This window comes from Flavobacterium sp. 103, assembly GCF_003096795.1.
GTDB lineage: Bacteria > Bacteroidota > Bacteroidia > Flavobacteriales > Flavobacteriaceae > Flavobacterium.
This window is the reverse complement of record NZ_QENX01000001.1, coordinates 1108055-1133478: the sequence shown is the minus strand read 5'-3', so window position 1 is coordinate 1133478 and position 25424 is coordinate 1108055. Positions and strand designations below refer to the sequence as shown.

The 25424-nt window shown below is 34.0% G+C and carries 18 protein-coding genes; 12 read left to right on the top strand and 6 right to left on the bottom strand.

What is annotated here, in order from left to right:
* Positions 1–16: 16 nt before the first annotated feature.
* Together miaB and C8C85_RS04600 are read right to left on the bottom strand one after the other, a co-directional pair.
* Positions 17–1462: a tRNA (N6-isopentenyl adenosine(37)-C2)-methylthiotransferase MiaB gene (gene miaB, locus C8C85_RS04605; protein ID WP_116796031.1), complete on the bottom strand. Its 1446-nt coding sequence runs from the start codon at positions 1460–1462 to the stop codon at positions 17–19.
* Positions 1463–1714: 252 nt separating this feature from the next.
* Positions 1715–3298 (bottom strand): glycerol-3-phosphate dehydrogenase/oxidase, encoded by a 1584-nt coding sequence (locus C8C85_RS04600; RefSeq protein WP_116796030.1) that lies wholly within the window; start codon positions 3296–3298, stop codon positions 1715–1717.
* 337 nt (positions 3299–3635) lie between these two features.
* Here C8C85_RS04600 and topA point away from each other — a divergent pair, with 337 nt between their 5' ends.
* The 7 genes from topA (at position 3636) to C8C85_RS04565 (ending at position 13538) form a co-directional block, all read left to right on the top strand.
* A complete protein-coding gene (gene topA / locus C8C85_RS04595; RefSeq protein WP_116796029.1) occupies positions 3636–6170 on the top strand; it encodes a type I DNA topoisomerase in 2535 nt (844 codons plus the stop codon).
* 72 nt (positions 6171–6242) lie between these two features.
* Positions 6243–7394 (top strand): formimidoylglutamase, encoded by a 1152-nt coding sequence (locus C8C85_RS04590; protein WP_116796028.1) that lies wholly within the window; start codon positions 6243–6245, stop codon positions 7392–7394.
* 267 nt (positions 7395–7661) lie between these two features.
* Positions 7662–9071 carry a gliding motility lipoprotein GldK gene (gene gldK / locus C8C85_RS04585; RefSeq protein WP_116796027.1) on the top strand — a complete coding sequence of 470 codons (1410 nt, stop codon included), beginning with the start codon at positions 7662–7664 and terminating at the stop codon, positions 9069–9071.
* A 53-nt stretch (positions 9072–9124) separates the two neighbouring features.
* A complete protein-coding gene (gene gldL / locus C8C85_RS04580; protein ID WP_116796026.1) occupies positions 9125–9754 on the top strand; it encodes a gliding motility protein GldL in 630 nt (209 codons plus the stop codon).
* Between the two features lie 52 nt (positions 9755–9806).
* Positions 9807–11366: a gliding motility protein GldM gene (gene gldM / locus C8C85_RS04575; RefSeq protein ID WP_116796025.1), complete on the top strand. Its 1560-nt coding sequence runs from the start codon at positions 9807–9809 to the stop codon at positions 11364–11366.
* Positions 11367–11411: 45 nt separating this feature from the next.
* A complete protein-coding gene (gene gldN / locus C8C85_RS04570) occupies positions 11412–12401 on the top strand; it encodes a gliding motility protein GldN (protein WP_116796024.1) in 990 nt (329 codons plus the stop codon).
* Positions 12402–12479: 78 nt separating this feature from the next.
* A complete protein-coding gene (locus tag C8C85_RS04565) occupies positions 12480–13538 on the top strand; it encodes an NAD(P)/FAD-dependent oxidoreductase (RefSeq protein ID WP_116796023.1) in 1059 nt (352 codons plus the stop codon).
* Here C8C85_RS04565 and C8C85_RS04560 read toward each other — a convergent pair whose 3' ends face one another.
* Positions 13539–13919 (bottom strand): DUF983 domain-containing protein, encoded by a 381-nt coding sequence (locus C8C85_RS04560; protein WP_116796022.1) that lies wholly within the window; start codon positions 13917–13919, stop codon positions 13539–13541.
* Between the two features lie 74 nt (positions 13920–13993).
* Here C8C85_RS04560 and C8C85_RS04555 point away from each other — a divergent pair, with 74 nt between their 5' ends.
* Positions 13994–15901 carry an ABC-F family ATP-binding cassette domain-containing protein gene (locus C8C85_RS04555; protein WP_116796021.1) on the top strand — a complete coding sequence of 636 codons (1908 nt, stop codon included), beginning with the start codon at positions 13994–13996 and terminating at the stop codon, positions 15899–15901.
* A 54-nt stretch (positions 15902–15955) separates the two neighbouring features.
* Here C8C85_RS04555 and C8C85_RS04550 read toward each other — a convergent pair whose 3' ends face one another.
* Positions 15956–16921 carry an App1 family protein gene (locus C8C85_RS04550; protein WP_116796020.1) on the bottom strand — a complete coding sequence of 322 codons (966 nt, stop codon included), beginning with the start codon at positions 16919–16921 and terminating at the stop codon, positions 15956–15958.
* A 64-nt stretch (positions 16922–16985) separates the two neighbouring features.
* Between C8C85_RS04550 and C8C85_RS04545 the strand changes: the two genes are divergently transcribed.
* The gene (locus tag C8C85_RS04545) at positions 16986–17855 is read left to right on the top strand and encodes a diacylglycerol/lipid kinase family protein (protein ID WP_116796019.1); all 870 of its coding nucleotides are present in this window, start codon (positions 16986–16988) and stop codon (positions 17853–17855) included.
* Positions 17856–17865: 10 nt separating this feature from the next.
* Here C8C85_RS04545 and C8C85_RS04540 read toward each other — a convergent pair whose 3' ends face one another.
* A complete protein-coding gene (locus C8C85_RS04540) occupies positions 17866–19014 on the bottom strand; it encodes a GNAT family N-acetyltransferase (RefSeq protein ID WP_116798366.1) in 1149 nt (382 codons plus the stop codon).
* Positions 19015–19484: 470 nt separating this feature from the next.
* On the opposite strand from C8C85_RS04540, the gene C8C85_RS04535 reads away from it, so the two are divergent.
* Positions 19485–19766: a 4a-hydroxytetrahydrobiopterin dehydratase gene (locus C8C85_RS04535; RefSeq protein ID WP_116796018.1), complete on the top strand. Its 282-nt coding sequence runs from the start codon at positions 19485–19487 to the stop codon at positions 19764–19766.
* Positions 19767–19825: 59 nt separating this feature from the next.
* On the opposite strand, the gene C8C85_RS04530 is transcribed toward C8C85_RS04535, so the two are convergent.
* Positions 19826–20314: a DUF1761 domain-containing protein gene (locus tag C8C85_RS04530; RefSeq protein ID WP_116796017.1), complete on the bottom strand. Its 489-nt coding sequence runs from the start codon at positions 20312–20314 to the stop codon at positions 19826–19828.
* Positions 20315–20589: 275 nt separating this feature from the next.
* On the opposite strand from C8C85_RS04530, the gene C8C85_RS04525 reads away from it, so the two are divergent.
* Both C8C85_RS04525 and C8C85_RS04520 read left to right on the top strand, forming a co-directional pair.
* Positions 20590–21444: a leucine-rich repeat domain-containing protein gene (locus tag C8C85_RS04525; RefSeq protein ID WP_116796016.1), complete on the top strand. Its 855-nt coding sequence runs from the start codon at positions 20590–20592 to the stop codon at positions 21442–21444.
* An 815-nt stretch (positions 21445–22259) separates the two neighbouring features.
* A complete protein-coding gene (locus C8C85_RS04520) occupies positions 22260–25388 on the top strand; it encodes a SusC/RagA family TonB-linked outer membrane protein (RefSeq protein WP_116796015.1) in 3129 nt (1042 codons plus the stop codon).
* Positions 25389–25424: the final 36 nt, after the last annotated feature.

The following is a 25424-nucleotide window of genomic DNA, read 5'->3' as shown; positions in this document are numbered from 1 at the left end:
CTGTGTCTGTTTTTTTCTAATTCATATCACTCAAACCTACCGCTTCTCCTTTCAGAGTTCCAGAGGTGCAAGAATTAATTTTTACATTCACAAAATCACCAATCTTATAATTCTCTTTTGGGAAAACGACAGTTATGCTTTGTGAATTTCTACCAGAAAACTCCTCAGTAGATTTTTTCGAAACTTTCTCAACCAAAACTTCCACTGTTTTGCCAATGAATTCCTCAGAACGAATCCAAGCATGTTTTTGTTGTAAATCGACAATTTCCTGCAGTCTTCTTGCTTTAGTTTCTTCAGGAACATCATCTTCCATTTTTCTTCCCGCCAAAGTTCCAGGACGTTCGGAATAGCTGTACATATAACCAAAATTATATTTTACATATTCCATCAAACTCAAGGTGTCTTTATGGTCTTCTTCCGTTTCTGTCGGAAAGCCCGAAATCATGTCTTGAGTAATGGCAACATTTGGAATGATAGAACGAATCTTATCAATCAAAGCCATATATTCTTCTCTGGTATGCAAACGATTCATTTCTTTCAAGATTCGATTACTGCCCGATTGTACCGGTAAGTGTATGTGTTTGCAAATGTTAGGATATTTCGCAATAACGTGCAAAATACTTTCGTGCATATCCTGAGGATTTGAAGTCGAAAAACGAATACGCATTTTTGGGAAACCAACCGCTACCATTTCCAGTAATTGGTCAAAATCCACCGCTGTTGCTTTTTGCATTTCAGTAGCATTGACAAAATCCTTTTTCAAACCGCCGCCATACCATAAATAACTATCAACGTTTTGACCTAAAAGTGTAATTTCCTTAAATCCTTTGCTCCACAAATCCTGAATTTCGTTCATAATACTTTGTGGTTCGCGACTGCGCTCACGACCACGGGTAAAAGGCACCACGCAAAACGTACACATATTATCGCAACCTCTCGTGATAGAAACCAATGCCGTAATTCCGTTGCTCATCAATCGAACTGGTGAAATGTCACCGTAGGTCTCTTCTTTGGATAAAATCACGTTGATAGCATCGCGACCTTCTTCGACCTCACTTAATAAATTTGGTAAATCTTTATAGGCATCAGGTCCCACAACTAGGTCTACAATTTTCTCTTCGTCAAGAAATTTTTCTTTCAAACGTTCCGCCATACATCCCAAAACTCCAACTTTCATCTTCGGATTGGTGCGTTTTACCGCATTGTATTTCTCCAGGCGTTTGCGAATTGTTTGTTCCGCTTTGTCCCGAATAGAACAGGTATTTACTAAAACTAAATCCGCCTCTTCCAAAACTGAAGTGGTATTGTAACCACCATCAGACAATATGGAAGCCACAATCTCGCTGTCCGAAAAATTCATCGCACAGCCATAGCTTTCTATAAAAAGTTTTTTTGTATTCTCTGGTTTATGTTCTAGAACAAGGCTATTCCCTTGTTTGCTTTCTTCAATTATCTTTTCCATATGGCATTTTCAAAGCGCAAAGATAAGGGAAATACAGTGATTATGACAAGATGTCAGCCGAAGAATTAACAACTTTTTAAGTCCTTCCAAATTCTGATAATTTAGTGAAGTTGTAAGGGAGCTAATTCCCGCTTTTCATTTCAAACGAAGTTCGCTGAACTCCTACGAAAATAAAGGTATAGTGATGTAATCGGGGCTAAGGCAGTCATTTTTATAGCTGTATTTTATCTTAAAGAATGAGTTTGATATGCTTTATGGAACCCGAAACTCTTTCAAAAGAAAACCATTAGCTACAGTTTTAAATTCGGCCAATTGATTTTGAATCCAGTTTTCGTCATGTCCTAATTCTTTTGCCATTAAACGAGCTACTTTGTCTGCACAAGAAATTGCAACCCGTGCGTCCAAAAATAACAATCGAACCCTTCTCGCCAAAACATCCTCAACCGTGGTTGCCATCTCTTCTCGAATTGCCCAGACAACTTCCGCTAAAGTGTAATTGTAATCAGGATGTAGTTTTTCCTTTAGTTCGGGCTCGTTTTCTTGCAGTTGAAGAATGGCTTTGCTGTCCGTGCCATAAATGAATAAATGATTTTCAAAATCTTCAGCACTATTTTTTTTGTTTCCATGAATAGCCAAATGTTCGGTTATACATTTATTTGGGCTTAATTGATGTACAGCAATGGCTTTGTTGACGATTTCTTCGGCAATTTTGCGGTAGGTTGTCCATTTTCCACCCGTGATGGTGATTAACCCGGTTTCGGAAACAATTATTTTGTGGCTTCTGGAAAGTTCTTTGGTGCTTTGCCCTTTTTTATCGGGTGCTGCCAAAGGCCTGAGACCTGCAAAAACCGAAAGTACATCGGCTCGTGTTGGATTTTTGGTTAAGTATCTTTGCGCTGTTTCCAATACGAATTCAATTTCTTTTTCTAATGCTATTGGTTCAATATTTGATTTTTTGACCAAAGTATCCGTGGTACCCACAACAATTTTGTCGTGCCAAGGAACAGCAAAAAGCACTCTTCCGTCACTCGTCTTCGGAATCATTAATGCATAATCACCCGGTAAAAAAGATTTGTCAAATACTAAATGAATACCCTGGCTGGGAACGATATATTTTTTATAAACCGTATCATTCATTTTCATGATGGCATTCGTGAATACACCAGTTGCATTAATCACTGCCTTTCCTTGTATAGTAAAATCCTCTCCTGATTCTTGATCAATAGCTTTGACGCCTGTGACTTTGTTTTCGACATCTTTTATTAATTGGACAACTTTAAAATGATTAAGCACGCAAGCTCCTTTTTCGAGGGCTGTTTGCGCCAGATTTATGGCCAATCGAGAGTCATCAAACTGCCCATCATGATACAGTACGCCACTTTGTAATCCGTTTGGTTCAAGGGAAGGAATTAATTCCAATGTTTTTTTCTTGGATAAATATTTAGAACTTCCGAGGCTTAATCTGGCAGATAATAAATCATAGAATTTTAAACCAAGGGTATAAAAATAACCTCCCCACCAGTTGTAATTTGGGATAATGAACGATTCATTTTTGACCAAATGTCCTGCATTCTTTTCCATTAAGCCTCTTTCTTTTAGCGCTTCAATGACTAAGGAGAGATTGCCTTGTTCTAGATAACGAACACCTCCGTGAACTAATTTGGTGCTTCTGCTTGAGGTGCCTTTTGCAAAATCCACCGCTTCGAGAAGTATTGTTTTGAAACCTCGGCTTGCCGCATCTACTGCAACGCCGAGTCCATTGGCACCTCCTCCAATAATGATGAAGTCCCAAGCTTGGTTATGTTTTAATTTTTGTAGCTGTTCAGTTCGTTTCATTAAATAATTTTGCAGATTTGATCTGGTCTCTTGTAGTAAATTTAACCAAATAATTAAATGGATTTACTTTTTGAAAAATTAAATGTAATTTTCTTTTTTATACCTATATATATAGGTGAAATGAAATTGTTGTTTTATTGTTTTAAAGGTGGTTTTTGTATTTAATGGTTTTGCCTATTTCAGGTTAAAGTTGGGATTACATCATTATAGACTGATGAAAATAGATGTGCTTTGTGTTGTTGAATTCGTTCATTTACCGATTTAATTAGTTTTTAAAATCAATGAAAGGTTGATATTTAAAAAAAAAAATTACTTTTGCGATTCAAACAATAGCAAAATGGCAAAGAATTTAGTGATAGTTGAGTCCCCTGCAAAGGCAAAAACAATCGAAAAATTTCTAGGAAGTGATTATCAGGTAGAATCTAGTTACGGGCATATTGCCGACTTACCTTCTAAGGAAATTGGTGTTGATGTCGAAAATGGATTTAAACCCAAGTACGAAGTTTCCTCGGATAAAAAAGCATTGGTGTCCAAATTAAAAACTTTAGCTAAAAATGCCGACATGGTATGGTTAGCGAGTGATGAGGACCGCGAGGGAGAAGCTATTTCTTGGCACTTGGCGGAAGAATTAAAACTTAAAAAAGAAAAAACTAAGCGTATTGTTTTTCATGAAATTACCAAAACGGCTATTCTCAAAGCCATTGAAAAACCACGCGAAATCGATTATAATTTAGTTAATGCACAACAAGCGCGAAGAGTTTTGGATCGTTTGGTTGGATATGAATTGTCACCGGTTCTTTGGAGAAAAGTAAAAGGTGGTTTATCTGCAGGACGTGTGCAATCGGTTTCTGTTCGATTGATTGTGGAAAGAGAACGTGAAATTCAAAACTTTACTGCTGTGGCAACTTATTCGGTTGTAGCGGAGTTTACAAATGAAGCTGGTAAGACTTTTAAAGCCAAACTTCCAAAAAATTTCAATACAAAGAAAGAAGCCGAAGATTTTTTAAAGCAAAATATCGGTTCTACATATAAGGTAGCGGACTTAGAGACTAAGCCTACCAAAAAATCACCAACGGCTCCTTTTACGACTTCGACTTTGCAACAAGAAGCTGCAAGAAAATTGTATTTGCCTGTTGGAATCACAATGCAATTGGCGCAACGTTTGTACGAGGCTGGACTTATTACCTATATGAGAACAGACAGTGTGAATTTGTCCAAAGAGGCGATGGATGCAGCTCAGGCTGAAATTATCAAATCGTATGGGAAAGAGTTTTCTAACCCAAGAGTTTTTGCTAATAAAAGTAAAGGGGCGCAAGAAGCTCACGAAGCAATTCGTCCGACCGATATGTCACTTCATACGGTAAATATTGACCGAGATCAAGCGCGTTTATATGATTTGATTTGGAAAAGGACTTTGGCTTCTCAAATGAGTGATGCCAAATTGGAACGCACCAATGTAAAAATAGAAGCCAATAATCATGGTGAAATATTTACTGCTTCAGGTGAGGTCTTGCTTTTTGAAGGGTTTTTGAAAGTGTATCTTGAAGGACATGATGATGAAGAGGAAGAGCAGGAAGGTTTGTTACCTGCCTTGAAAGTGAATGAAAAATTACAAAACAATTTTATTACTGCAACCGAAAGATATTCAAGAGCTGCGGCAAGATATACAGAGGCTTCTTTGGTAAAAAAATTGGAAGAATTAGGTATTGGCCGTCCTTCTACTTATGCGCCAACTATTTCGACTATTATCAACAGAAATTATGTTGAGAAAGGAAATCTTGAAGGGTTAGAGAGAAATTATACTCAGTTGACTTTGCAATCTGGGAAATTAGCAGAGAAGTTGCTTAAGGAAAATACAGGTTCTGATAAAGGAAAATTAGTTCCCACAGATATTGGAACAATTGTTACTGATTTCTTGGTAAAGAATTTTGGGAATATTTTGGATTATAATTTTACTGCAAAAGTCGAGCAGGATTTTGATGAAATTGCCGAAGGAAATATTGAGTGGACAAAGATGATGCAGGAGTTCTACGATAAATTTCACCCAACAGTAAAAGATGTCGAAGCCAATGCTGATAGAGAAAGTGGAGAACGAATATTGGGAATTGATCCAGAATCAGGGAAGCCAGTTTCGGTTCGTTTGGGTAAATTTGGACCAATGGCTCAAATTGGTGATGCTGAAGATGAAGATAAAAAATTTGCGAGTCTTAGACACGAACAAAATATAGGTAATATTACCTTAGAAGATGCTTTGAATTTATTTTTGCTTCCAAAAAACTTGGGTATATATAAAGGAGAAGAAGTCGAAGTGAGTAATGGTCGTTATGGACCATATGTACGACATGGAAGTGTTTTCATCTCTTTGCCTAGAGGGGAAGATCCTTTGGATGTTTCGATGGTTAGGGCTCAGGAATTAATTGATGAAAAAGCTGTCGCAGATGCTCCAATTGCTGTTTATAAAGGAGAAGGAGTTCAAAAAGGCACTGGTCGTTTCGGTCCTTTTATCAAATGGAATGGAATTTTTATAAATGTAAGTAAGAAATATAATTTTGATAATTTATCTCAGTCGGATATACAAGAATTGATTGAGGATAAATTACAGAAGAATATTGATAAAGTCCTTCACAATTGGGAGGAAGAAGGAATATTAGTTGAGAAGGCACGTTGGGGTCGTTCGGTTATAACGAAAGGCAAGATAAAAATTGAATTAAGTAAAGATGTTGATGCAACAAAGTTAACATTGGCTGAAGTTCAAGAAATGATTGCCAAGAAAACACCAGCCAAGAAAACACCGGCCAAAAAAGTTGCATCCAAAAAAACGGCTACAGCGAAGAAACCAGCCGTTAAAAAAGCAGTAGCCAAAAAGAAATAAAGAATTAAATTCAATTAGTCCTCATTTTTTCTTTCGTGGAAAGTAATGTAGGAGAGGTAAAAGAAGCAAAAAATGGAGTTTGATTTTTTAGAACCATTAAGTGAAGAATTTCTAAACTATGTTTTAGGTTTGTCTGCTCAACATTTGGGCAGTAAAATTGTTTTACATACTAATGAAGCAATACCCGATTTGAATAAAATTAATATTGCAATAATTGGTGTTCTTGAGAATAGAGGTGATAAGGATTGTAATATTGATGTTGATCTAAACGCGATTCGAAAAGAATTATATGGAATGTTTCCAGGTAATTGGAATGTTACAATTGGAGATTTAGGCGATATTCTTCCTGGAAACTCAAAAGAGGATACTTTTTTTGCATTAAAAAAAATAGCTTCAAGTCTTATAAAAAGAAAAATCATACCTATAGTTATTGGAGGATCTCAGGATTTAACCTATGCATTATATAGAGGATACGATGATTTGGAGCAAATGGTGAATTTAGTATCTATTGATAGTAGGTTTGATTTTGGTAAGGAAAATGAGACTATTAGTTCTGATTCTTTTTTAACTAAAATTATTATAGATGAGCCTAATAATCTGTTTAATTTTTGTAATATTGGCTATCAGACCTATTACAATTCTCAGGAGGAAATTGATCTTATAGAGAAGTTGTTTTTTGATGCATATCGTTTGGGTGAAGTTTCGAATAATATTTCAATTTCGGAACCAGTTTTTAGAGATGCAGATGTTGTGAGTATAGATTTGAATTCAGTAAAATCATCAGATTCTGGTAATTTTACAGTTTTTAACCCAAATGGATTTAATGGTAAAGAAATTTGCACATTATCGAGATATGCTGGGATAAGCGATAAAGTAAGTTCGTTTGGAGTTTTTAATCACAATAATACAAAACAAGAAGCTGTAATTATAGCGCAGATATTTTGGTATTTTATAGAAGGTTATCATTATAGATCAAATGAGTATCCTTTTGGGAGTAGAGAAAATTATTTAAAATATATAGTTCCGCTTGAAGAAGAGGATTTGGTATTTTATAAAAGTGATAAAACGGATCGTTGGTGGATTGAGATACCATTTATTTCAAACACCAGCAATAAATTGAAAAAAAACACGTTATTACCGTGTTCTTATGAGGAGTATTTGGCTGCCTGTAATCAGGAAATGCCTGAAAGGTGGTGGAAAGCGCAGCGAAAAAACGTTATATAAATTTTAAGTTTTAAATCGCTTATTGAATTTGTAGTAAAAGCGTTAATTTTATGTGGATATTTAAAATATTTACGATATACTTACAAATATTTTAAAATGATGTTTTTTGTCGTTCTTTTTTAGCGCTTTGGCGATAAAATATTTTTTTTTTAGAATTTTTAACATACATTTGACCAAATATTAAGTGACTATAAAAGAATTGTTTTTTAGATAAAAAATAAATAGGTTTGCAGTCCTATTAATAATGAATAGATAACCCCAATTTTTATGAAGAATTTCATTGCATTTACGGCAATTTTAACAGTGTTGATTAGCTGTGGTAGATCAAGCGACAAAGGAGAGTTGGTTGGTGTAAAAGGAGCAAAGTGGCATCCTGAAAAACCCTATGGAATGACACTAGTACCTGGTGGATCATATATCATGGGTAAATCTGATGATGATGTTGCCAATGTTGCAGACGCGCCAACAAAAACAGTTACTGTTAGGGCATTTTATATGGACGAAACAGAAATTACAAATAGTGAATACCGACAATTTGTTGAATGGGTAAAAGATTCTACGATTCGTTTTCGTTTAGCTATTTTGGCTGAAGATAGCGGTCAAGGTGGAGCTAGCGATGGAAAAGGTAAAGGGAAAAATACAGGAAGTATAGCTGACTATTCTTTTAGTAATAATAATTCCGATCCAGAAAAAATGACTGCCTACGATAAATACATGTATGATAACTATTATAGTATCGGTACAGATAAAGATCCGAACGCTTATAAAAGATTGAATAGAAAAGCTAAATTAGTTAAGGATGTTAAAAAATATCCAGATGAGTATTACACAGAAGTAATGGATTCTATGTATTTGCCTCTAGAAGCATCTTATAATGGATTGAGAACTATAGATGTAAATAAGCTTAAATTCCGTTATACATGGATGGATATTCAAGCTGCTGCTAAAGCTAAAGTAGGTAAAAGACAAGATTTTATTAGAACTGAAGAGGTAAAAGTGTATCCTGATACTACTGTTTGGATTAAGGATTTTGCTTATTCATATAATGAACCAATGCACAATGATTATTTTTGGCACAAAGCTTATGGTGAATATCCTGTAGTTGGTGTGACGTGGAGTCAGGCAAAAGCTTTTTGTGAATGGAGAACTTTAAACAAAAATAGCTATTTAAAATCTAAGAAAAATCACGTTGATAATGTGAACTCGTTTAGATTGCCTACAGAAGCAGAGTGGGAATACGCTGCTAGAGGTGGTCTTGAATCAGCTACTTTCCCATGGGGAGGACCTTACACAAAAAGTGACAGAGGATGTTTCTTGGCTAATTTCAAACCTAATAGAGGTGATTATGCTGCAGATCAAGCTTTGTATACTGTAGAGGCTAAATCTTATGAAACTAACGGCTATAACTTATATAATATGGCTGGTAACGTTTCAGAATGGACGGATTCTGCTTATGATGCGAACTCTTATGATTTTGTATCTACAATGAATCCTGCTGTTATAGATAATTCAAATAAACGTAAAGTTGTAAGAGGTGGATCTTGGAAAGATGTTGCTTATTTCCTTCAAGTAAGTACACGTGCATTTGAATACGCAGATTCAGCTAGAAGTTATATCGGATTCAGAACAGTTCAAGATTATATGGGAACTCAGACTACCGGTAAGAATAAAAAATAACCCCAAATTTAAATAAAAATAACCTATAAATTAACTTTAAAATTTTTAAAAAGATGGCAATATTGAGCAAAAAAGCAATGAATTTTACCTATGGTATGGGAGCGGCAGTAGTAATTATCGGAGCCCTATTTAAAATTCAACATTACCCTGGAGCTAGTGCGTTATTAATAATTGGTCTTTGTACAGAAGCTTTCATTTTTGCTCTATCGGCATTCGAACCAGTTGAACATGAATTAGATTGGTCGTTGGTATATCCTGAATTGGCAGGTGGTGAAAAATCAGAGAAAAAAGAAGTTGCTTCTGATGATGCTGACGGAATGTTATCTTCTAAATTAGATGCATTGTTAAAAGAAGCTAAAATTGATGGTGAATTGATGAGTAGTCTTGGAAGTAGTATTAGAAATTTTGAAGATGCGTCAAGAAATATTTCTCCTACAGTTGATTCTATCGCTGCAACTAAAAAATACAGTGAAGAATTGTCTATGGCTGCTGCTCAAATGGAATCTTTAAATAGCTTATATAAAGTACAGTTAGAGAGTGCTGCTAGAAATGCTGAAGCTAATAAAGAAATTGCCGAGAATGCTGGTAAATTAAAAGAGCAAATGCAATCAATGACTGCAAATATTGCATCTTTAAATAATGTATATGGTGGTATGCTTACTGCAATGAGTAATAAAGGATAATTAGTTTTTTAACTATATATTATAATATTAAATAATAAACTAATTAGAAAAAATGGCAGGAGGAAAATTAACCCCTAGACAGAAGATGATTAACCTGATGTACTTGGTTTTCATCGCGATGTTAGCATTGAATATGTCCAAAGAAGTATTATCAGCTTTTGGATTAATAAATGAAAGATTTGAAACAGCAAATGGTTTAGCATTATCTTCAAATGAAGCTATTTTGGCGGATTTGGATCTTAAAGCGCAAGATAAACCAGAGCAATATAAAGTACCTAATGAAATTGGGAAAAAGGTTAACGCAGCAACTAATACTTTTTATAAATATGTAGAATCTTTGAAATCAGATTTTACTAAAGATATAAAAAGAGAAGAGAATGGTAAATTACCATACGAGACTATGGATAATTCATCAAAATTAGATGAATCTTGGTTTAGTGGAGATGGCTTGTCAGCAAAAGGTAAAGAAGTTGTTGCAGCTGTTGAGGCATATAAGTCTGCTATTAAATCTGCAATTGGAAGCGATGCTAAATTTAAAGATATTGCAGCAGAGTTTAATACGAAGTTCAATACAGGAGATGTAGTTGATAGAGAAGGTGTTAAAAAAAATAATTTAGATTATAATTTTAAACATTTCCCTCTTATCGCTTCTGTGGCTAAGTTAACTGCTATTCAAAATGATGTTAATACAATTGAGAATCAAATTTTGAGTAGATTAACCGGTTCAACTGCTGTTGCAGCTGCATCTATGAAAAATTATACTGCAATTGTAATTCCTGAAAAATCTGCTTTCTTCGCTGGAGAAGCTGTAAAAGGAAAAATCGTTCTTGGACGTTTTGACAAAGCAACAGTTCCTACTAAAGTTGTAGTGAACGGTAGTAATTTAAATCTTGGTTCTGCTTTGCATGATGGTCAAGTTGATTTTAGTTTTGGTGCAGGTAATGTTGGTGAACACGACATTAATGGTAACTTTACTTTTATGGAAGATGGTAAACCAGTTGCTATTCCTATTGTAGGAAACTATGTAGTGGTTCCAAAACCAAACTCAGCAACTATTTCTGCAGATAAAATGAATGTTGTTTATAGAGGTGTTATTAATCCTATGACAATTTCTTTTGCAGGAGTTTCTGCTGATAAAGTTTCAGCATCAGCTCCAGGATTGAGTTCTGCTGGAAAACCAGGTGCTTACAACATGAATCCAGGACAAGGTTCTGAAGTTGTTATTAATGTAACAGGTACTTTGCCTGACGGATCTAAAGTGTCAGATAAAAAAGCATACAGAATTAAAGGTATTCCACCTCCAGTTGGTGCAATTGGTGGAGAAATGGGAGTTGTTAAAGGAGCTAAGTCTCGTTTAGAAGTTTCACAAATTTCTGCAAAACTTCCAGATTTTGATTTTAATGTTCAATTGAATGTTGTTGGATTTACTTTGAAAGTTGCTGGACAGGCTGCTGTGATTGTATCTGGTGACAGAGTTAATGCACAATGTAAAACTGCTTTAGCCAGAGCAACAAGAGGAGATCAAGTAACTATTTCAGATATTAAAACTAAATTGGTTGGTTCTGATATCATGCTTTCAAGAACTGCTGCAGTAATTTACGAAATACAATAATATTTAAGTTACTATTCTACTTAAATAACTTAATAATTAATAAAGATGAAGACTAAAAATTTAGTTGCGGTTATAGCATTTGTTGCGGGAAGTTTTTCTTCATTTGCACAGTCTAATTTGCTGAATGCTAAGACGCCAGATCAAATTGGGGTAAAAACTAAATCTCAAGTATCTCTTGACAATGATAAGCCATTGGCTTATGGTTATGTGGATGATAGAGATATATTGATGGGTAAAACTACATGGGAGATTGTTGATTTGAGCGAAAGATTTAATTTTCCTCTTTATTTTCCAATCGATTCAACTAATATTGGAAAAGACAGAAGATCATTATTTGATGTTTTGATTAAAGGTATTAAGACAAATAAAATAACTGAAGTGTATGCTGATGATTATTTTAATACCAAAAAAACTTTCAAAGACATGAGTAGTTCATTTACTTATATTGATACTACCAATGCAGGTAGAGAAGAAGTAAATGCCAATAGAGACTTGTATTACCCAAAAGCAAAAGCGTCGGTTACTTATAAAACTGTCAAAGGTAAAAAAGTAAAAGTGGTTGGTCCTGCTACTGTTCCCGTTGCTAAAGTTTTAGATCCTCAATTTATTGATAAAAGAGAACTAACAGCACAAGATATCACAGGATACAAATTAAAAGGGTATTGGTATTTTGATAAACGTCAAAGTGAATTGAAATATCGTTTATTAGGTATCTGTCCAATTGCTCCAGAAGCTAGAGAAGTTGGTAGTGAAAATCCTGATTATATTGATTTGTTCTGGATATTCTATCCTTCGATTCGTGATTATTTGCATCAGTATTTGGCTTTCAACGAGAAAAATTCGGCTATGCCAGTTTCTTTTGATAGAATTTTAGATTCACGTCAATTTAGTGGTGTAATTTACAAAGAAGAAAATGTATACGGTGACCGTTTGATTACTGAATATGTAAACGAAAATGCTTTGAATCAATTATTGGAATCTGATAGAATTAAAGATAAAATTCGTGATTTCGAACATGATATGTGGAATTACTAATTTCATAATATTTTACAATAAAAACTCTTACTTAATTTAAGTAAGAGTTTTTTGTTTTTTACATTTATTACATTATTTATGATTGATTATATAATTGTTGGGTCAGGTTTGGCTGGTATTTCTTTTGCTGAGACGGCTTTGTTGAATAATAAAACTGTCGTGGTTTTTAACGATGATTCTCAAAATTCCTCTAAGATTGCTGGAGGGCTTTATAATCCTGTTATCTTAAAGCGCTTTAGTGAAGTTTGGCAAGCTCAAGAGCAATTACAATTAATGGAGGGCTTTTACTCGCGACTTAGCAATAAGATTGAAACTAAGGTCGATTTCAAAATACCAATATTAAGAAAGTTTTTCTCTATCGAAGAACAAAATAATTGGTTTGCTGCATCGGATAAACCAGCTTTGGCACCCTTTTTGTCTACTTCTTTAATCTTTAAAACTTTTGAAGGTATAGATTCTCCTTTTGGTTATGGTGAAGTATTACAGACTGGATATGTTGATACAGCTTTGTTGGTTTCTGAATATCATGATTATCTGTTATCTCACCAACTTTTGAGAAATGAAACTTTTAATTATGGTGCTTTAATTGTTAAAGATGATGGAGTTTCTTATAAAGATATAGATGCGAAGCATGTTGTGTTTGCAGAGGGATTTGGTCTACATGCCAATCCTTTTTTTAATGAACTTCCTTTGGATGGTACAAAAGGCGAATTGTTTATTATTAAGGCTCCACTTTTAAACTTGGATGTTGTTGTAAATACCAGTGTTTTTATTTTGCCATTGGGTAATGATTTTTTTAAAGTTGGGGCTACATATAATTGGAAAGATAAAACCAATTTGCCTACTGAAGAAGGAAGAGCGGAATTAATCGAGAGAATTCGAGAAATTATTTCATGTGATTTTGAAATTATTGAACACTATGCAGGAGTCCGACCAACTGTTAGAGACAGGAGACCATTAGTGGGAACGCATTCAGAATATAAAAGAGTTCATATATTAAATGGATTAGGAACTCGCGGTGTAATGCTTGGCCCAGCAATGGCCAAAGCATTATTTGATAATATTGAAAGTGATATTCAGCTCGATAGGGAAATCGATATTAAAAGATTTACGAATAAGCGTTCAGGGAAAGTTTAATTAAATTTTAGTTGTTGGGTCATAAGATACAAACATGTTGATGTAAATATTTCTTGACCATCTTAATACTATCGGAAATAATATAATTAATGTTGCAATAATTGCAATAAAAGAAGTTTGGATACTGGTTTTTAATATAAGATAGGATACGATAAAAGTTGCAATTCCTACTCCAACATTCAAACCATAACTAACATACATGGCCCCATAAAAGAAGGAAGGCTCAATTTGATATTTTAGACCGCAATGACTACAATGTTCATTCATCTTGAGTACTGAACCTAAATGTAAAGGATTTTTGTCCACATACATACTCTCATTCATGCATTTTGGACAAGTTCCTGTTAAAATGCTATATAATTTGGATCCTTTTTTTAACATTTGCAAAAAATTTAATTTTTCTATTTGTAGAAAGACCAAATTTACTAATTCATAAAGGAATAAAATAATAATACATGCTTAATATACATAATTTATCGGTTTCGTTTGGTGGTTCTTATTTGTTTGAGGAAGTGACTTTTCGATTAGGAGCGGGAGACCGTGTTGGTCTTGTCGGAAAGAACGGTGCGGGGAAATCGACTATGCTTAAAATACTGGCTAAAGACTTTGCTCCAGATTCTGGAGTAATTTCTCAGGAGAAGGAAATTCGGTTGGGTTTTTTACGTCAGGATATTGATTTTGAAAGAGGAAGGACAGTTTTGGAAGAAGCTTATGAAGCTTTTACCGAAATCAAAATTGTCGAGAAAAAATTAGCTGAAATTAATCACCTTTTGGTAACTCGTACAGATTACGAAAGCGAAGAGTATAGCCAAATCATTGAAGATTTATCTGATTATACCCATCGTTTTGAATTGTTGGGCGGGTATAATTATGTTGGTGATACGGAAAAGATTCTTTTAGGTCTAGGTTTCAAACGTGAAGTTTTTGACAACCAAACTGAAACTTTTTCCGGAGGTTGGAGAATGCGTATTGAATTGGCCAAATTGTTGTTGCAATCGAATGATGTTTTGTTGCTGGATGAGCCTACTAATCACTTGGATATCGAAAGTATCATTTGGTTGGAGAGCTTTTTGCGTAATTATCCCGGAGTAGTGGTTATCGTTTCTCATGATAAGATGTTTTTGGATAATGTAACCAATAGAACCATTGAAATTTCTCTTGGGAAAGCTTATGATTTCAATAAGCCGTATTCTCAATATTTAGAATTGCGTCATGAAATTCGTGAAAAACAATTGGCGACACAGAAAAACCAGGCTAAGAAAATTGAAGAGACTGAAAAGCTGATTGAAAAGTTTAGGGCCAAAGCTTCTAAAGCTTCGATGGCACAATCTTTAATCAAAAAGCTTGATAAAGTAGAACGTATCGAAGTTGATGAAGACGATAATTCGGTTATGAATATTTCTTTCCCTGTTTCCAAAGAGCCGGGTAGAGTAGTTATAGAAGCCGAAAATGTGACTAAAAGCTACGGCGATAAAACCATTCTTAAAGATATTAGTTTATTAGTGGAGCGTGGTAGTAAGATTGCTTTTGTTGGTCAAAACGGTCAAGGAAAGTCTACATTTATTAAAGCGATTGTTAATGAATTTGAATACCAAGGTTCGATTAAATTAGGTCATAATGTACAATTGGGTTATTTTGCCCAAAATCAAGCCGAATATCTTGATGGAGAGATTACCTTGTTGCAAACTATGGAAGATGCTGCAATGGACACGAACCGTATGAAAGTACGCGATATGTTGGGTTCCTTTCTGTTTCGTGGTGATGATGTAGAGAAAAAGGTAAAAGTGCTTTCCGGAGGTGAAAGAAACCGTTTAGCGCTATGTAAATTGTTATTGCAACCTATTAATGTATTGTTGATGGATGAGCCTACAAATCACTTGGATATCAAATCTAAGAATGTTTTGAAAGCGGCTTTACAAAAATTTGGTGGAACTTTACTGTTAGTTTCTCACGATAGAGATTTCTTGCAAGGAATGTCCAATATTGTTTACGAATTCAAAGATCAAAGAATTAGAGAATATTTAGGGGATATCAATTATTTCTTGGAAGAACGCAATATGGAAAATATGCGTGAAGTGGAGAAAAAAGATGCTTTGAAAGCTACTGTAGCAAAAGAAAGCAACAAAGCTTCCTATGAAGATCAGAAAAAAGGCAAGGCTTTACAAAATAAGTTAAGTAAAGTTGAAAGTCAAATTAAACAATTGGAAAGAGACATTCAGCACGATGATAAATTGTTGGCTTCCAATTATGATAAACATATTGAAGATGCTTCTTTTTTTATAGCTTATAATAAAAAGAAAGCCGAGTTGGATAAATTACTTTTGGACTGGGAAATTGTTCAGGAAGAAATTGATAATTTATAATAAAAAAAGCTCCATTTCGGAGCTTTTTTTATTATATGTAGTTAGTTTTTAGGTCTAAATGACTTCAATTCTTTTTGAATGCTCAATCGCTTCGTCGCTGTTTTTAAAATAGCAGATTTCTACATTTAATTCCTTTAAGTTGTTCAGCACGGATGTAACTTTTTTTGACTTGGAACTTCCAGTTTGTCTGATATAAACCGCTTTTACATTTACAGGGAAAATTTTACATATGTCCTCATATAAATAGGGGTCGTCCTGGGAATCATCACCTAGCAAAACGTATTTTAAATTTGGATAAAATTCCAAAATATGTTTTATTTTTTCAAATTTATGGTTGTGGCCTCCTCTTCCTGTAAAGACAAAATCTTTTAAACTTGTTTTGATGTCTTTTAGCAATAAAACCGCTCTGGGCAACTGGTGAATTTCGGTAAAACGAATTATGAAAGTATATAAATTCCACTCACTGCTTGAGACATAAAAAAAGGCATTTTGTTCGTTTTTATTATTTCTGCCTGCAGAACTTAAAGCTTGATAGTGGGAAACTACGTTTCGGTAAATTTTTCTGCTGTTTACATTTCTAAATAATAAGACATACAGTTTTTTTAAAGGATTTGATGTGTAAGAAATTAAAAAAGTGTCGTCGATGTCTGAGATAATTCCAAGACTGCCTTCAGTTGGGCGAATATAACTTCCTTTTTCTACTATGCTTTCATTATTATGTATGATACTTACTTCATAATCAATCCAGCCAAAGCCAACTGAAGTATCAACAGGAATACAAAACTTAAAATAACCGTCGTCTAATGTTCTCGTACGGATTGTTGAATTTTTGTATTTTAAATACACATCGGCATTTGGTTTTGTTTTTGCTCGAAATAAATTAATTATCGCAGTCGCATTTTTGAAATTATTTTTTTTATAATCATAATCCTTGACTTTGTTGGAATTAAAAACATGGCCCATGACAATGAGTTCTTGTTCATTGGCATATCCACGATATAATTTTAAAAAAGGCTTCATTTGATATGATTGATTTTATTTATGACTAAATTTATTGTTTTTTATTAACATACTATCCGAAATTATGAAAAAGAGTATCATCATGGTAGTGAATCCAATATCGGGAGATGTTGATAAAGCCCAATTTGTGGAAGCGGTCAGTTTTTTTGCAAAGAAAGAAAATTTGGAACTCATTTTATATGAGACTTCTGGAGAAGGTGATTTGTTTAAAGTAAGAGAATTGTATAAAGAGCATCAACCCGAAAGAATTTTGGTTGCAGGTGGTGACGGAACAATAAAAATGGTTGCTGAGGCAATAGAAAAGCATGATGTAATTCTTGGGATTTTGCCAGCTGGTTCCGCAAACGGTTTGTCGGTTGATTTGAATTTGCCAATAGCACTTGAAGAAAATTTAGAGATTGCTTTTTATGGTAATTATATTGAGATTGACATGATTGCTATCAACGGTAAAAAAAGTTTGCATTTGAGTGATATTGGACTCAATGCGGATCTCGTCAAAAATTATGAAAATAGCGAAACGCGCGGCATGTGGGGATATGCCATTCAGGCCTATACTACTTTGAAAGATATGCAGGATCCTTTTGAAGCAACAATCACCGCAAACAATCAAACTATTGCATGTGTAGCTCGAATGATTGTGATTGCCAATTCACAAAAGTATGGAACTGGAGTAATCATTAATCCGGATGGAGCAATGAACGATGGCAAATTTGAAGTAGTGATTCTTAAAAATTTGGATTTAATTGTTTTTGGAAAAATTATCACCGGAAATATGCCGATTGAATCAGATGATATTGAAATAATTTCAACAGACAGAGCCACCATAAAAACTAATATTCCTGTAAGTTTTCAAATTGATGGTGAGTATTGTGGAGCCGAAAGTATTTTGGAAATTTCTATTTTGCCCAAACAATTAAAGGTAGCCGTTGCCTAAATTTCGTTAATTATTTAAATGGATTTCTTTCCTGCCAGGCAATTTCGGGTTCCAATTTTGGAAATATTTTAGGGACATGCTTGTTTATATGTTTATTACTGTGTTCCATAAAACCGAACATTTCCATTGGCTTTGCCCCAACAGAGCTTTTAATTTCCAAAGCCGTTCTGGAGAAAATAATTTCTTTGAATCCTTTATTGATAGAATAAGCGATCATATCATATAGCATATTCAAATACAGCATTTTTTCTCTTTGGACAGTATCGTCATAACCTAAAAAATAAGTATCTATCGTGCTGCCATTTTTGATTAATGTGTTGAAACCAATAAGTTTTTCATCCAAAAAATAACCGTAGAATAAGAAATTGTCTTTTAAAGTTTCTTTAAAAATCCTAAAATGGTTTTTGGTTAGAAAAAAAGTGTTGAAAGGCGCATTTTGCGCAACGTGGTGGTATAAGTCATAAATCGTTTCTTCATACCTGATTATGTCTTCTAGATGCAGTTTTCTTTTTTCAATTCCTTCTGCTTTTTTTCGGGCTCTTTTATACTGGTCACGATATTTTTTTATCAAAGAATCGATATAATCTTGTTCCGTTCTCCATTCATCACGAATTGGAAAGGTCATATTAGGCTGAATGCAATATTTATAGTTTTTTGTAAAGACATCTGATGTGAAGTTTTCGACATCTTTTTGAGTATAATCTTTAAAAGTGGTGATGTGCACTTTTTTACCTATCGATTTAAATTTAGATTTTAAATCATTAGTTGCTTTTTTTAAAGTTTTAATGCCTTCAACTGTCGATATGGAATCAGAAAAAACAAAGGAATTTTGCCCTGTGAGCATATTATTGCCAATGAGAAGAACGTGAGAAGCGAAATTTTTCAGAATAAATTTCCGGACACTAGCCTTAACACATCGATCTCTATCTCCAAAAGATTCCAACTTGTTTAAATCCAAAAATTGAGAGATCGCGATACCTACTAAGTTTTGATCCTTAAAAAGACCAATATAATGACAAATCATATTACTGGGAGCCGACTTTTCTAGAATTTCAAAATATTCTTTGGACAAAAAAATATTTTTAGAGCCTAAATCATTCCAGTTTTCAGGAAGTTGGGCATTGGTCTCGTAAATCTGATATGAAAGTGTTGTTTTCAAATTGGGTAAGTATATTTTTTCAAATTTAGCCAATTTATATGAAATTGTTATTAAGTTTCTAAGTTGGATTTGGAGTAGGAAAATTTGGCATTTTTTTCGACATTGTCCCGCACACGAGGCTGAAAGCCGAACTGGCGAAGCAATCGGGGCTAAAGGGCAATGCCATTAAGTTAAGGAAAAACTATTTTTTTCACGCAGATTTCGCAGATTTCCGCAGAAAAATGAGAAAAAAATCTGCCGAATCTGCTGAATCTGCGTGCTATTTTTTATTTTTTTCCTTAACTTAATGACATTGGGCTAAAGGGAAACATTTTTGCTATTTTGGTATTATCTAAAAAAAGAATAAAAGTAATAATCGAACTCCGATTTGAATTTTATGAATTCTGTAATTATTCTTTTTCAAAATCTTAGAATCTTAGATACTTTGAATCTCAGTATCTTTTCTCTAACTTTATAGAAAAGAAACGATTATGCAAACATATAACGAAGAATCAGCAAGCCCCATTTTGGAAAATTTAAAAGATTGGCATTTCAAGAAAAATGCCATTGAAAAAGATTTCAAATTCAAGAATTTCACTCAGGCACTAGGTTTTATAGTACAGGTTGGAGTATTGGCCGAAAGGATGAATCATCATCCTGAACTTTTTAATGTATATAATAAAGTGAATATTCGTTTGAATACACATGATTCGGGAGGAGTGACCACCAGAGATTTTAAATTGGCAGGTCAAATTGAAAGTTTGTTTCAATAAAAAAAGCCTTATTTCTATAACGTATAGAAATAAGGCTTACTTATATTTTTAGCTTTGATTTACAACCATCCGCAAATCAAAGCTCCTATAATAGTCAAGGTAACTATCCAGTATCCGGCGTGTATCCAAATATATGTCCAAGATTTTCTTTCGAATAAACCGTTTATTGCAATCATTGGGAAAGCAAAAAACAAACCGGAGATGAATCCATGTAAAGCGCCATGTTTGAATGTTCTAAAGGCAGCACCGTAATCAGCCATGAAAGCTTTAAATGAAGGAAGCGCTTCGTTTATTTTGGCGTATCCACCTATCATGCTCATAGCTCCTGTTTGATGTATTGTTAATGACATCTCAACAAGTACGATAAGAAGAGAGAAAATATAGGTCAAGCCAAAAATCTTCAACATATTTCCTTTTTGCAGTTCCTCTTGAGTGAGGCCAGTTTCTTTCATCCATGCAGTACCGAAGACTTTTGGATTGTACCAAATAAATCCTACTACTAATGTTGCTAATGCACTTACAAAAATTGCAATCCAATTCATTTCCATAATTTAAGGTTTTAAGGTTATGCATCAAATGTAATTAATTTTTTGATATGTATTTTAAGTCTTTAAAATGTAAATTAAGTAATATAAAGACTATATATATTATTAAAAAATGTATTTAATCGATTATTTTTGTATTTAATAGAACTTTGTCATTACTTTTGTTGTATTAAACGTAAACATAAAGATTATGAAAGGAGCATGATTCTAAATTGGTTGCAAACACCAATGATGATATGCAAATTACATATGACCGACAAAACAGTAAATATCTACATATGAAAAATATCATTACATTATTTCTTACAGTAGTCTTTTCGATTTCGTTATTGGCAAACGTTCCAAATGCCGAGAAAAATATTTTGATAAAATTGAATCAAAGTACAAATGGTAGCCAATGGAAAGTGAAATGGGATCTGAATGCACCCGTTTCAACTTGGTACGGTGTTAAAATTCAAAATGATAAAGTAGTTGGAATCGATCTTTCCAATAATAATTTGGTAGGGACATTACCCAATGAAATTACCGATTTGAAAAATTTAGAAGAATTAAATTTGTTTAAAAATCAAATCTCAGGGACAATCCCTGAAAAGATTGGAAAATTGAAAAACTTAAAAGAATTAAATCTTTCTTTTAATAAGTTATCAGGAACAATACCGAATTCCATTTGTGAAATACCTCATTTAAATACATTAATGCTTTTCATGAATAGGCTTTCAGGAGAATTGCCTAATCAAATTGGGAATTTAAAAGAATTAGAAGTTGTGTCTTTATTCAACAATGAATTATCTGGTCAACTTCCCGCGTCATTATATGAACTAAAAAATCTAAAAGAGTTGGTCTTGAGCAGTAATAAATTTTCGGGACAGATAAGTTGGAATGTAGAAAAATTAAAATCACTCGAAAATTTAAGTTTGTTTGACAATAAAATGAATGGACACATCCCATATACAATTGCAAAATTGGATAATTTGAAAAGTGTTAATTTAGCTTATAATTCTTTTTCTGGCGCTGTTTCTCAAGCTTTAGCCCAAAAAGAAGGTTTTAATCTTACGATGATTAATGAATCCGGTCTTGCATTCCAGTTGGAAGTGTCGAGTAATGCCAAAGGTGTTTTGGCTGCAGATGAATAAACTGCAAAACAATAAATAAATTGGTTTAGTTAGTAATAATAGTTTTTTATGGTTGCCAAAAGCGCAGTAGTTTAGTTTCTAAATTACTGCGCTTTTTTTGTGCACTTTTGATTTTTTTTTGAATACAACCTAATTTGTTGCAGTTTTTTCTTCAAAATTTAAATTTTGTCAAAGCTTGACTTTGTTTATGGCATTAAAAGCCATTTTTTTTTATAAATACTAATTGGATTTCTTAGCAAATCACCTTCTGAATTAGATGTAATTTTCTGTTTTTAATGGTTTTATACTTGATATTTAAAAGGGGTTAACATTTTTTTAGTAAATAGTTATCATTTTTTTTGGTAGTTAATATTTTTAACTTACATTTGTCTATAGAAATAGTAGAGTTTAAAAAAACGATATTAACACTAAAAACTAAAATTTTGAAGACAATCAAAAACATCTCTTTTTTGATCAAGCAAGGATCTTTATCATTCGACACTCTTCGTCGAATGTGTTGTTGCTGTTAGTATTCTTCAATTTATACCATCTTCCATTTTTCTAATGATCAATTTAAAAATAATTTATACAGATAGATATAAATTATTTTGATTGCTTGGTATATCCTTTTTTCAAAAAAAACAATATTCAATCCAAATAATAATATTAATAAAAAAAGAAATAAAATGAAAAAACGAATGTGTTGTAGATAAAAAAAAAAGCCATTTCTGCGGCAACAGAAATGGCAGGCTTAAAAAAATGTTATCGTTAGTCGGAAAATGAAAATTGATTAAATCAGTTTTCAAACTCCTTATTTATTAAACCAAAACAAAGTAATGGAAAAAATATTATATAATCTTTTATGGATTGGCATTTTTCTGATTTCAGTCGGAATCTATGCCCAAAACACTAAACCACTTATCCAGTCGAAACTTGACGGAACTGTAGTTAACAAAATCACGAATCTGCCTGTTGCAGGAGCTACTGTGACTATTAAAGGAACCACGCACGCAGTGGTAACAGATACTGAAGGTAAATTTTATTTTCAAACGGGTCAAAAATTCCCTTATACCTTAGTCGTAACTTATATAGGGTATAAGAAAACAGAATACATTGCAGACGGAAGCCCAGTTATCATCAATTTGGAGGAAGAACTTCAAGAACTCAACGGATTAGTGGTTGTAGGATACGGTTCTCAAAAGAGAAAAGACATCACAGGTGCCATAGCCTCTGTTCCCAAAGCAAATCTAAATCAAGTTACTTCTTCTGCCGATAATTTATTGAGAGGAGCCGTGCCTGGAGTGGTAGTTACCCAAAGTTCAGGTCGTCCTGGAGCTACTTCAAGTGTACGAATTAGGGGAGGAAACTCAATTACTGCAGGTAATGAACCTCTTTATGTTGTAGACGGAGTATTGATTTATAATGACAACAATGATGGTACTGCTGGAGTGAGTAATGCCGGAGCGGGTGTTAATGTGCTTTCTACAATTAATCCTGCCGATATTGAGTCTATTGAAGTATTGAAAGACGCATCAGCAACTGCAATTTATGGTTCACGTGGTGCCAATGGAGTAGTCCTTATTACTACCAAGAAAGGAACAAAAGGCTTGGATACCATTTCGTACCAGGGATATTTTGGGGTACAATCAGTTTCAAAAAAGCTCGATTTGCTTGATGCTGCACAATGGGCAAGTTTGCGTAATGATGTTCAGGCGAGTATAGGACAAGCTCCTTCATTTACGGCTGAACAGATTGAAGCCCTTAGAAAATCAGGTGGATATGACTGGCAGTCGGCAGCTTTTAGAACTGCACCAATTCAGAGTCACCAACTAACATTTTCAGGAGGGGATGACCGTTCCAGATACGCTGTTTCAACAGGCTATTTTGATCAGGATGGAGTTGTGATTGGAACTGATTTCAGACGAATTTCACTTCGTGCCAATTACGAAAAAAATTATTCACAAAAATTTAAATTTGGAGTGAATGTCAATTATTCCAATTCAATATCGAACGGTATAGGAACCAATGGTGGTACGGCCGCCGGGAGACAGCCTAATCCATTAGTTGTTGCATTATATACGCCTCCTGTTGTACCTATTAAGAATGCTGATGGGAGCTATAATTTGACTGATAATCCGTATTCGACAGCTGTAAATGGAATTATAGGCAACCCTATTAATGATTTGGAAAGCACTATCAATGAGACCAAAATTAATAGAACTTTGGCCAGTCTGTTTGGTGAGTATAAAATCAACAAAGAAATTACTGCTAAAGTTGCTGTTAGCGGAGATGTGATTAATACCAAGCAAAATTACTATGCTCCATCAACGACTACAACTGGAGCGGGAACCAAAGGACTAGCCTCTGTTGGTGACAGATTAGTAAGTTCGGTATTGAATGAAAACACTTTGAATTACAATACCCATTTTGGAGAAAAAAACAAGTTTTCGGCTTTGGTAGGATACACACTTCAATACACTCAAGGAGAAGTGGTTAATGCTGGTGCAAATAAGTTTGTAAATGATGCTAATACCTACAATGCTTTACAAGATGGTGTAGCGGTAAAACCCTATAGCGATGCATTCGAAAGCGTATTGAAATCATGGTTGGCAAGAGCAAATTATTCTTATGATGGGCGATACAATCTTACCGTATCGGCACGAGCTGATGGTTCTTCAAGATTTGGCTCGGAATCGCTTTGGGGTTATTTCCCTTCAGCAGGTTTTTCTTGGAACATAACCGAAGAAGATTTTGCAAAAGACCTTAAAGTAATAAATGATGCTAAACTTAGATTAAGTGTTGGAACAACTGGGAACCAAGAAATTGGTAATTACCTTTCCTTGGCGCAAATAGGTTCTGTAAATTATGCTTTTGGAGGTACAATACAAACAGGATTGGCGCCAACTCGTTTAGTAAATCCAGATTTGAAATGGGAAAAAACAACACAATATAATATTGGTTTGGACTTAGCACTTTTGGACAGAAAAATCAATTTTGTTTTTGATGCCTATTACAAGAAAACAAATGATTTATTAATAAATGTTCCTATTCCGTTGACTTCTGGTTATTCTACAGTTCTTCAGAACATTGGAGGTGTTGAGAATGAAGGTATTGAAATTGGATTGATTACCGAAAATATAAAAACTGAAAACTTTTCATGGAATTCTAACTTTGTGTTTTCATCCAATAAAAATGAGGTAGTGGAAATTGGAAATGGAGTTAACCAATTTTTTCCAGTAGTTCCAAATGGTTCTTTGTTGCAACAACAACCCGTAACTGTAAAAGTAGGATTGCCTCTAGGTACTTTCTGGGGATACAAAACCAATGGTATTTTCCAAACACAGGAAGAAGTCAATACCCAACCTAAAATAAACAGTCTTGCTAACACAAAAGTTGGGGACCGAAAATATGTAGATACCAATGGAGATGGAGTAATTACCGCTCTTGATAAAGGAAATCTTGGTAGTTCGCAACCAAAATTTGTTGGAAGTTTCAGTAACACTCTTTCTTATAATAACTTCGATTTGCAGTTTTCTTTCCAAGGAGCTTCTGGTGGTAAAGTATTCAACGCCCTGAATCAGCAATTGGAAATCTCCACTCTTGGAACCAATGCCGCTGCTACCTTATTGGATCGTTGGACTCCTACAAATCCAAGCAATGAAATCCCAAGAGCAACAAGCTCGCCACTGGGAATAGTTTCTGAACGCTATGTGGAAGATGCCTCTTTCTTGAGATTAAAGCTTATAACATTAGGATTTACATTTCCGAAGAGCATTTCTTCAAAACTGGGAACCCAGAGCATAAAATTTTATGTATCTGCCGAAAACTTGGTTACCTGGACGAAATACACAGGCTATGATCCAGAGGTAAGCTCCTATGAACAAAATAATTTATATCCTGGAATTGATTTTGGTGCTTATCCAAATTCAAGAACATTCATTTCGGGTGTGAACGTAACTTTCTAAGTAAAATAAAAAATAAAGTGATGAAATGAGCTTAAC

Bases quoted from the DNA above. Each gene is read 5' to 3' on its own strand.
- C8C85_RS04560 (WP_116796022.1), bottom strand. From the start codon at position 13,919: ATGTTAAAAAAAGGATCCAAATTATATAGCATTTTAACAGGAACTTGT.
- C8C85_RS04550 (WP_116796020.1), bottom strand. From the start codon at position 16,921: ATGAAGCCTTTTTTAAAATTATATCGTGGATATGCCAATGAACAAGAA.
- C8C85_RS04590 (WP_116796028.1), top strand. From the start codon at position 6,243: ATGGAGTTTGATTTTTTAGAACCATTAAGTGAAGAATTTCTAAACTAT.
- gldM (WP_116796025.1), top strand. From the start codon at position 9,807: ATGGCAGGAGGAAAATTAACCCCTAGACAGAAGATGATTAACCTGATG.
- C8C85_RS04600 (WP_116796030.1), bottom strand. From the start codon at position 3,298: ATGAAACGAACTGAACAGCTACAAAAATTAAAACATAACCAAGCTTGG.
- C8C85_RS04530 (WP_116796017.1), bottom strand. From the start codon at position 20,314: ATGGAAATGAATTGGATTGCAATTTTTGTAAGTGCATTAGCAACATTA.
- miaB (WP_116796031.1), bottom strand. From the start codon at position 1,462: ATGGAAAAGATAATTGAAGAAAGCAAACAAGGGAATAGCCTTGTTCTA.
- C8C85_RS04535 (WP_116796018.1), top strand. From the start codon at position 19,485: ATGCAAACATATAACGAAGAATCAGCAAGCCCCATTTTGGAAAATTTA.
- gldL (WP_116796026.1), top strand. From the start codon at position 9,125: ATGGCAATATTGAGCAAAAAAGCAATGAATTTTACCTATGGTATGGGA.
- C8C85_RS04545 (WP_116796019.1), top strand. From the start codon at position 16,986: ATGAAAAAGAGTATCATCATGGTAGTGAATCCAATATCGGGAGATGTT.
- C8C85_RS04520 (WP_116796015.1), top strand. From the start codon at position 22,260: ATGGAAAAAATATTATATAATCTTTTATGGATTGGCATTTTTCTGATT.
- C8C85_RS04555 (WP_116796021.1), top strand. From the start codon at position 13,994: ATGCTTAATATACATAATTTATCGGTTTCGTTTGGTGGTTCTTATTTG.
- gldK (WP_116796027.1), top strand. From the start codon at position 7,662: ATGAAGAATTTCATTGCATTTACGGCAATTTTAACAGTGTTGATTAGC.
- C8C85_RS04525 (WP_116796016.1), top strand. From the start codon at position 20,590: ATGAAAAATATCATTACATTATTTCTTACAGTAGTCTTTTCGATTTCG.
- gldN (WP_116796024.1), top strand. From the start codon at position 11,412: ATGAAGACTAAAAATTTAGTTGCGGTTATAGCATTTGTTGCGGGAAGT.
- topA (WP_116796029.1), top strand. From the start codon at position 3,636: ATGGCAAAGAATTTAGTGATAGTTGAGTCCCCTGCAAAGGCAAAAACA.
- C8C85_RS04565 (WP_116796023.1), top strand. From the start codon at position 12,480: ATGATTGATTATATAATTGTTGGGTCAGGTTTGGCTGGTATTTCTTTT.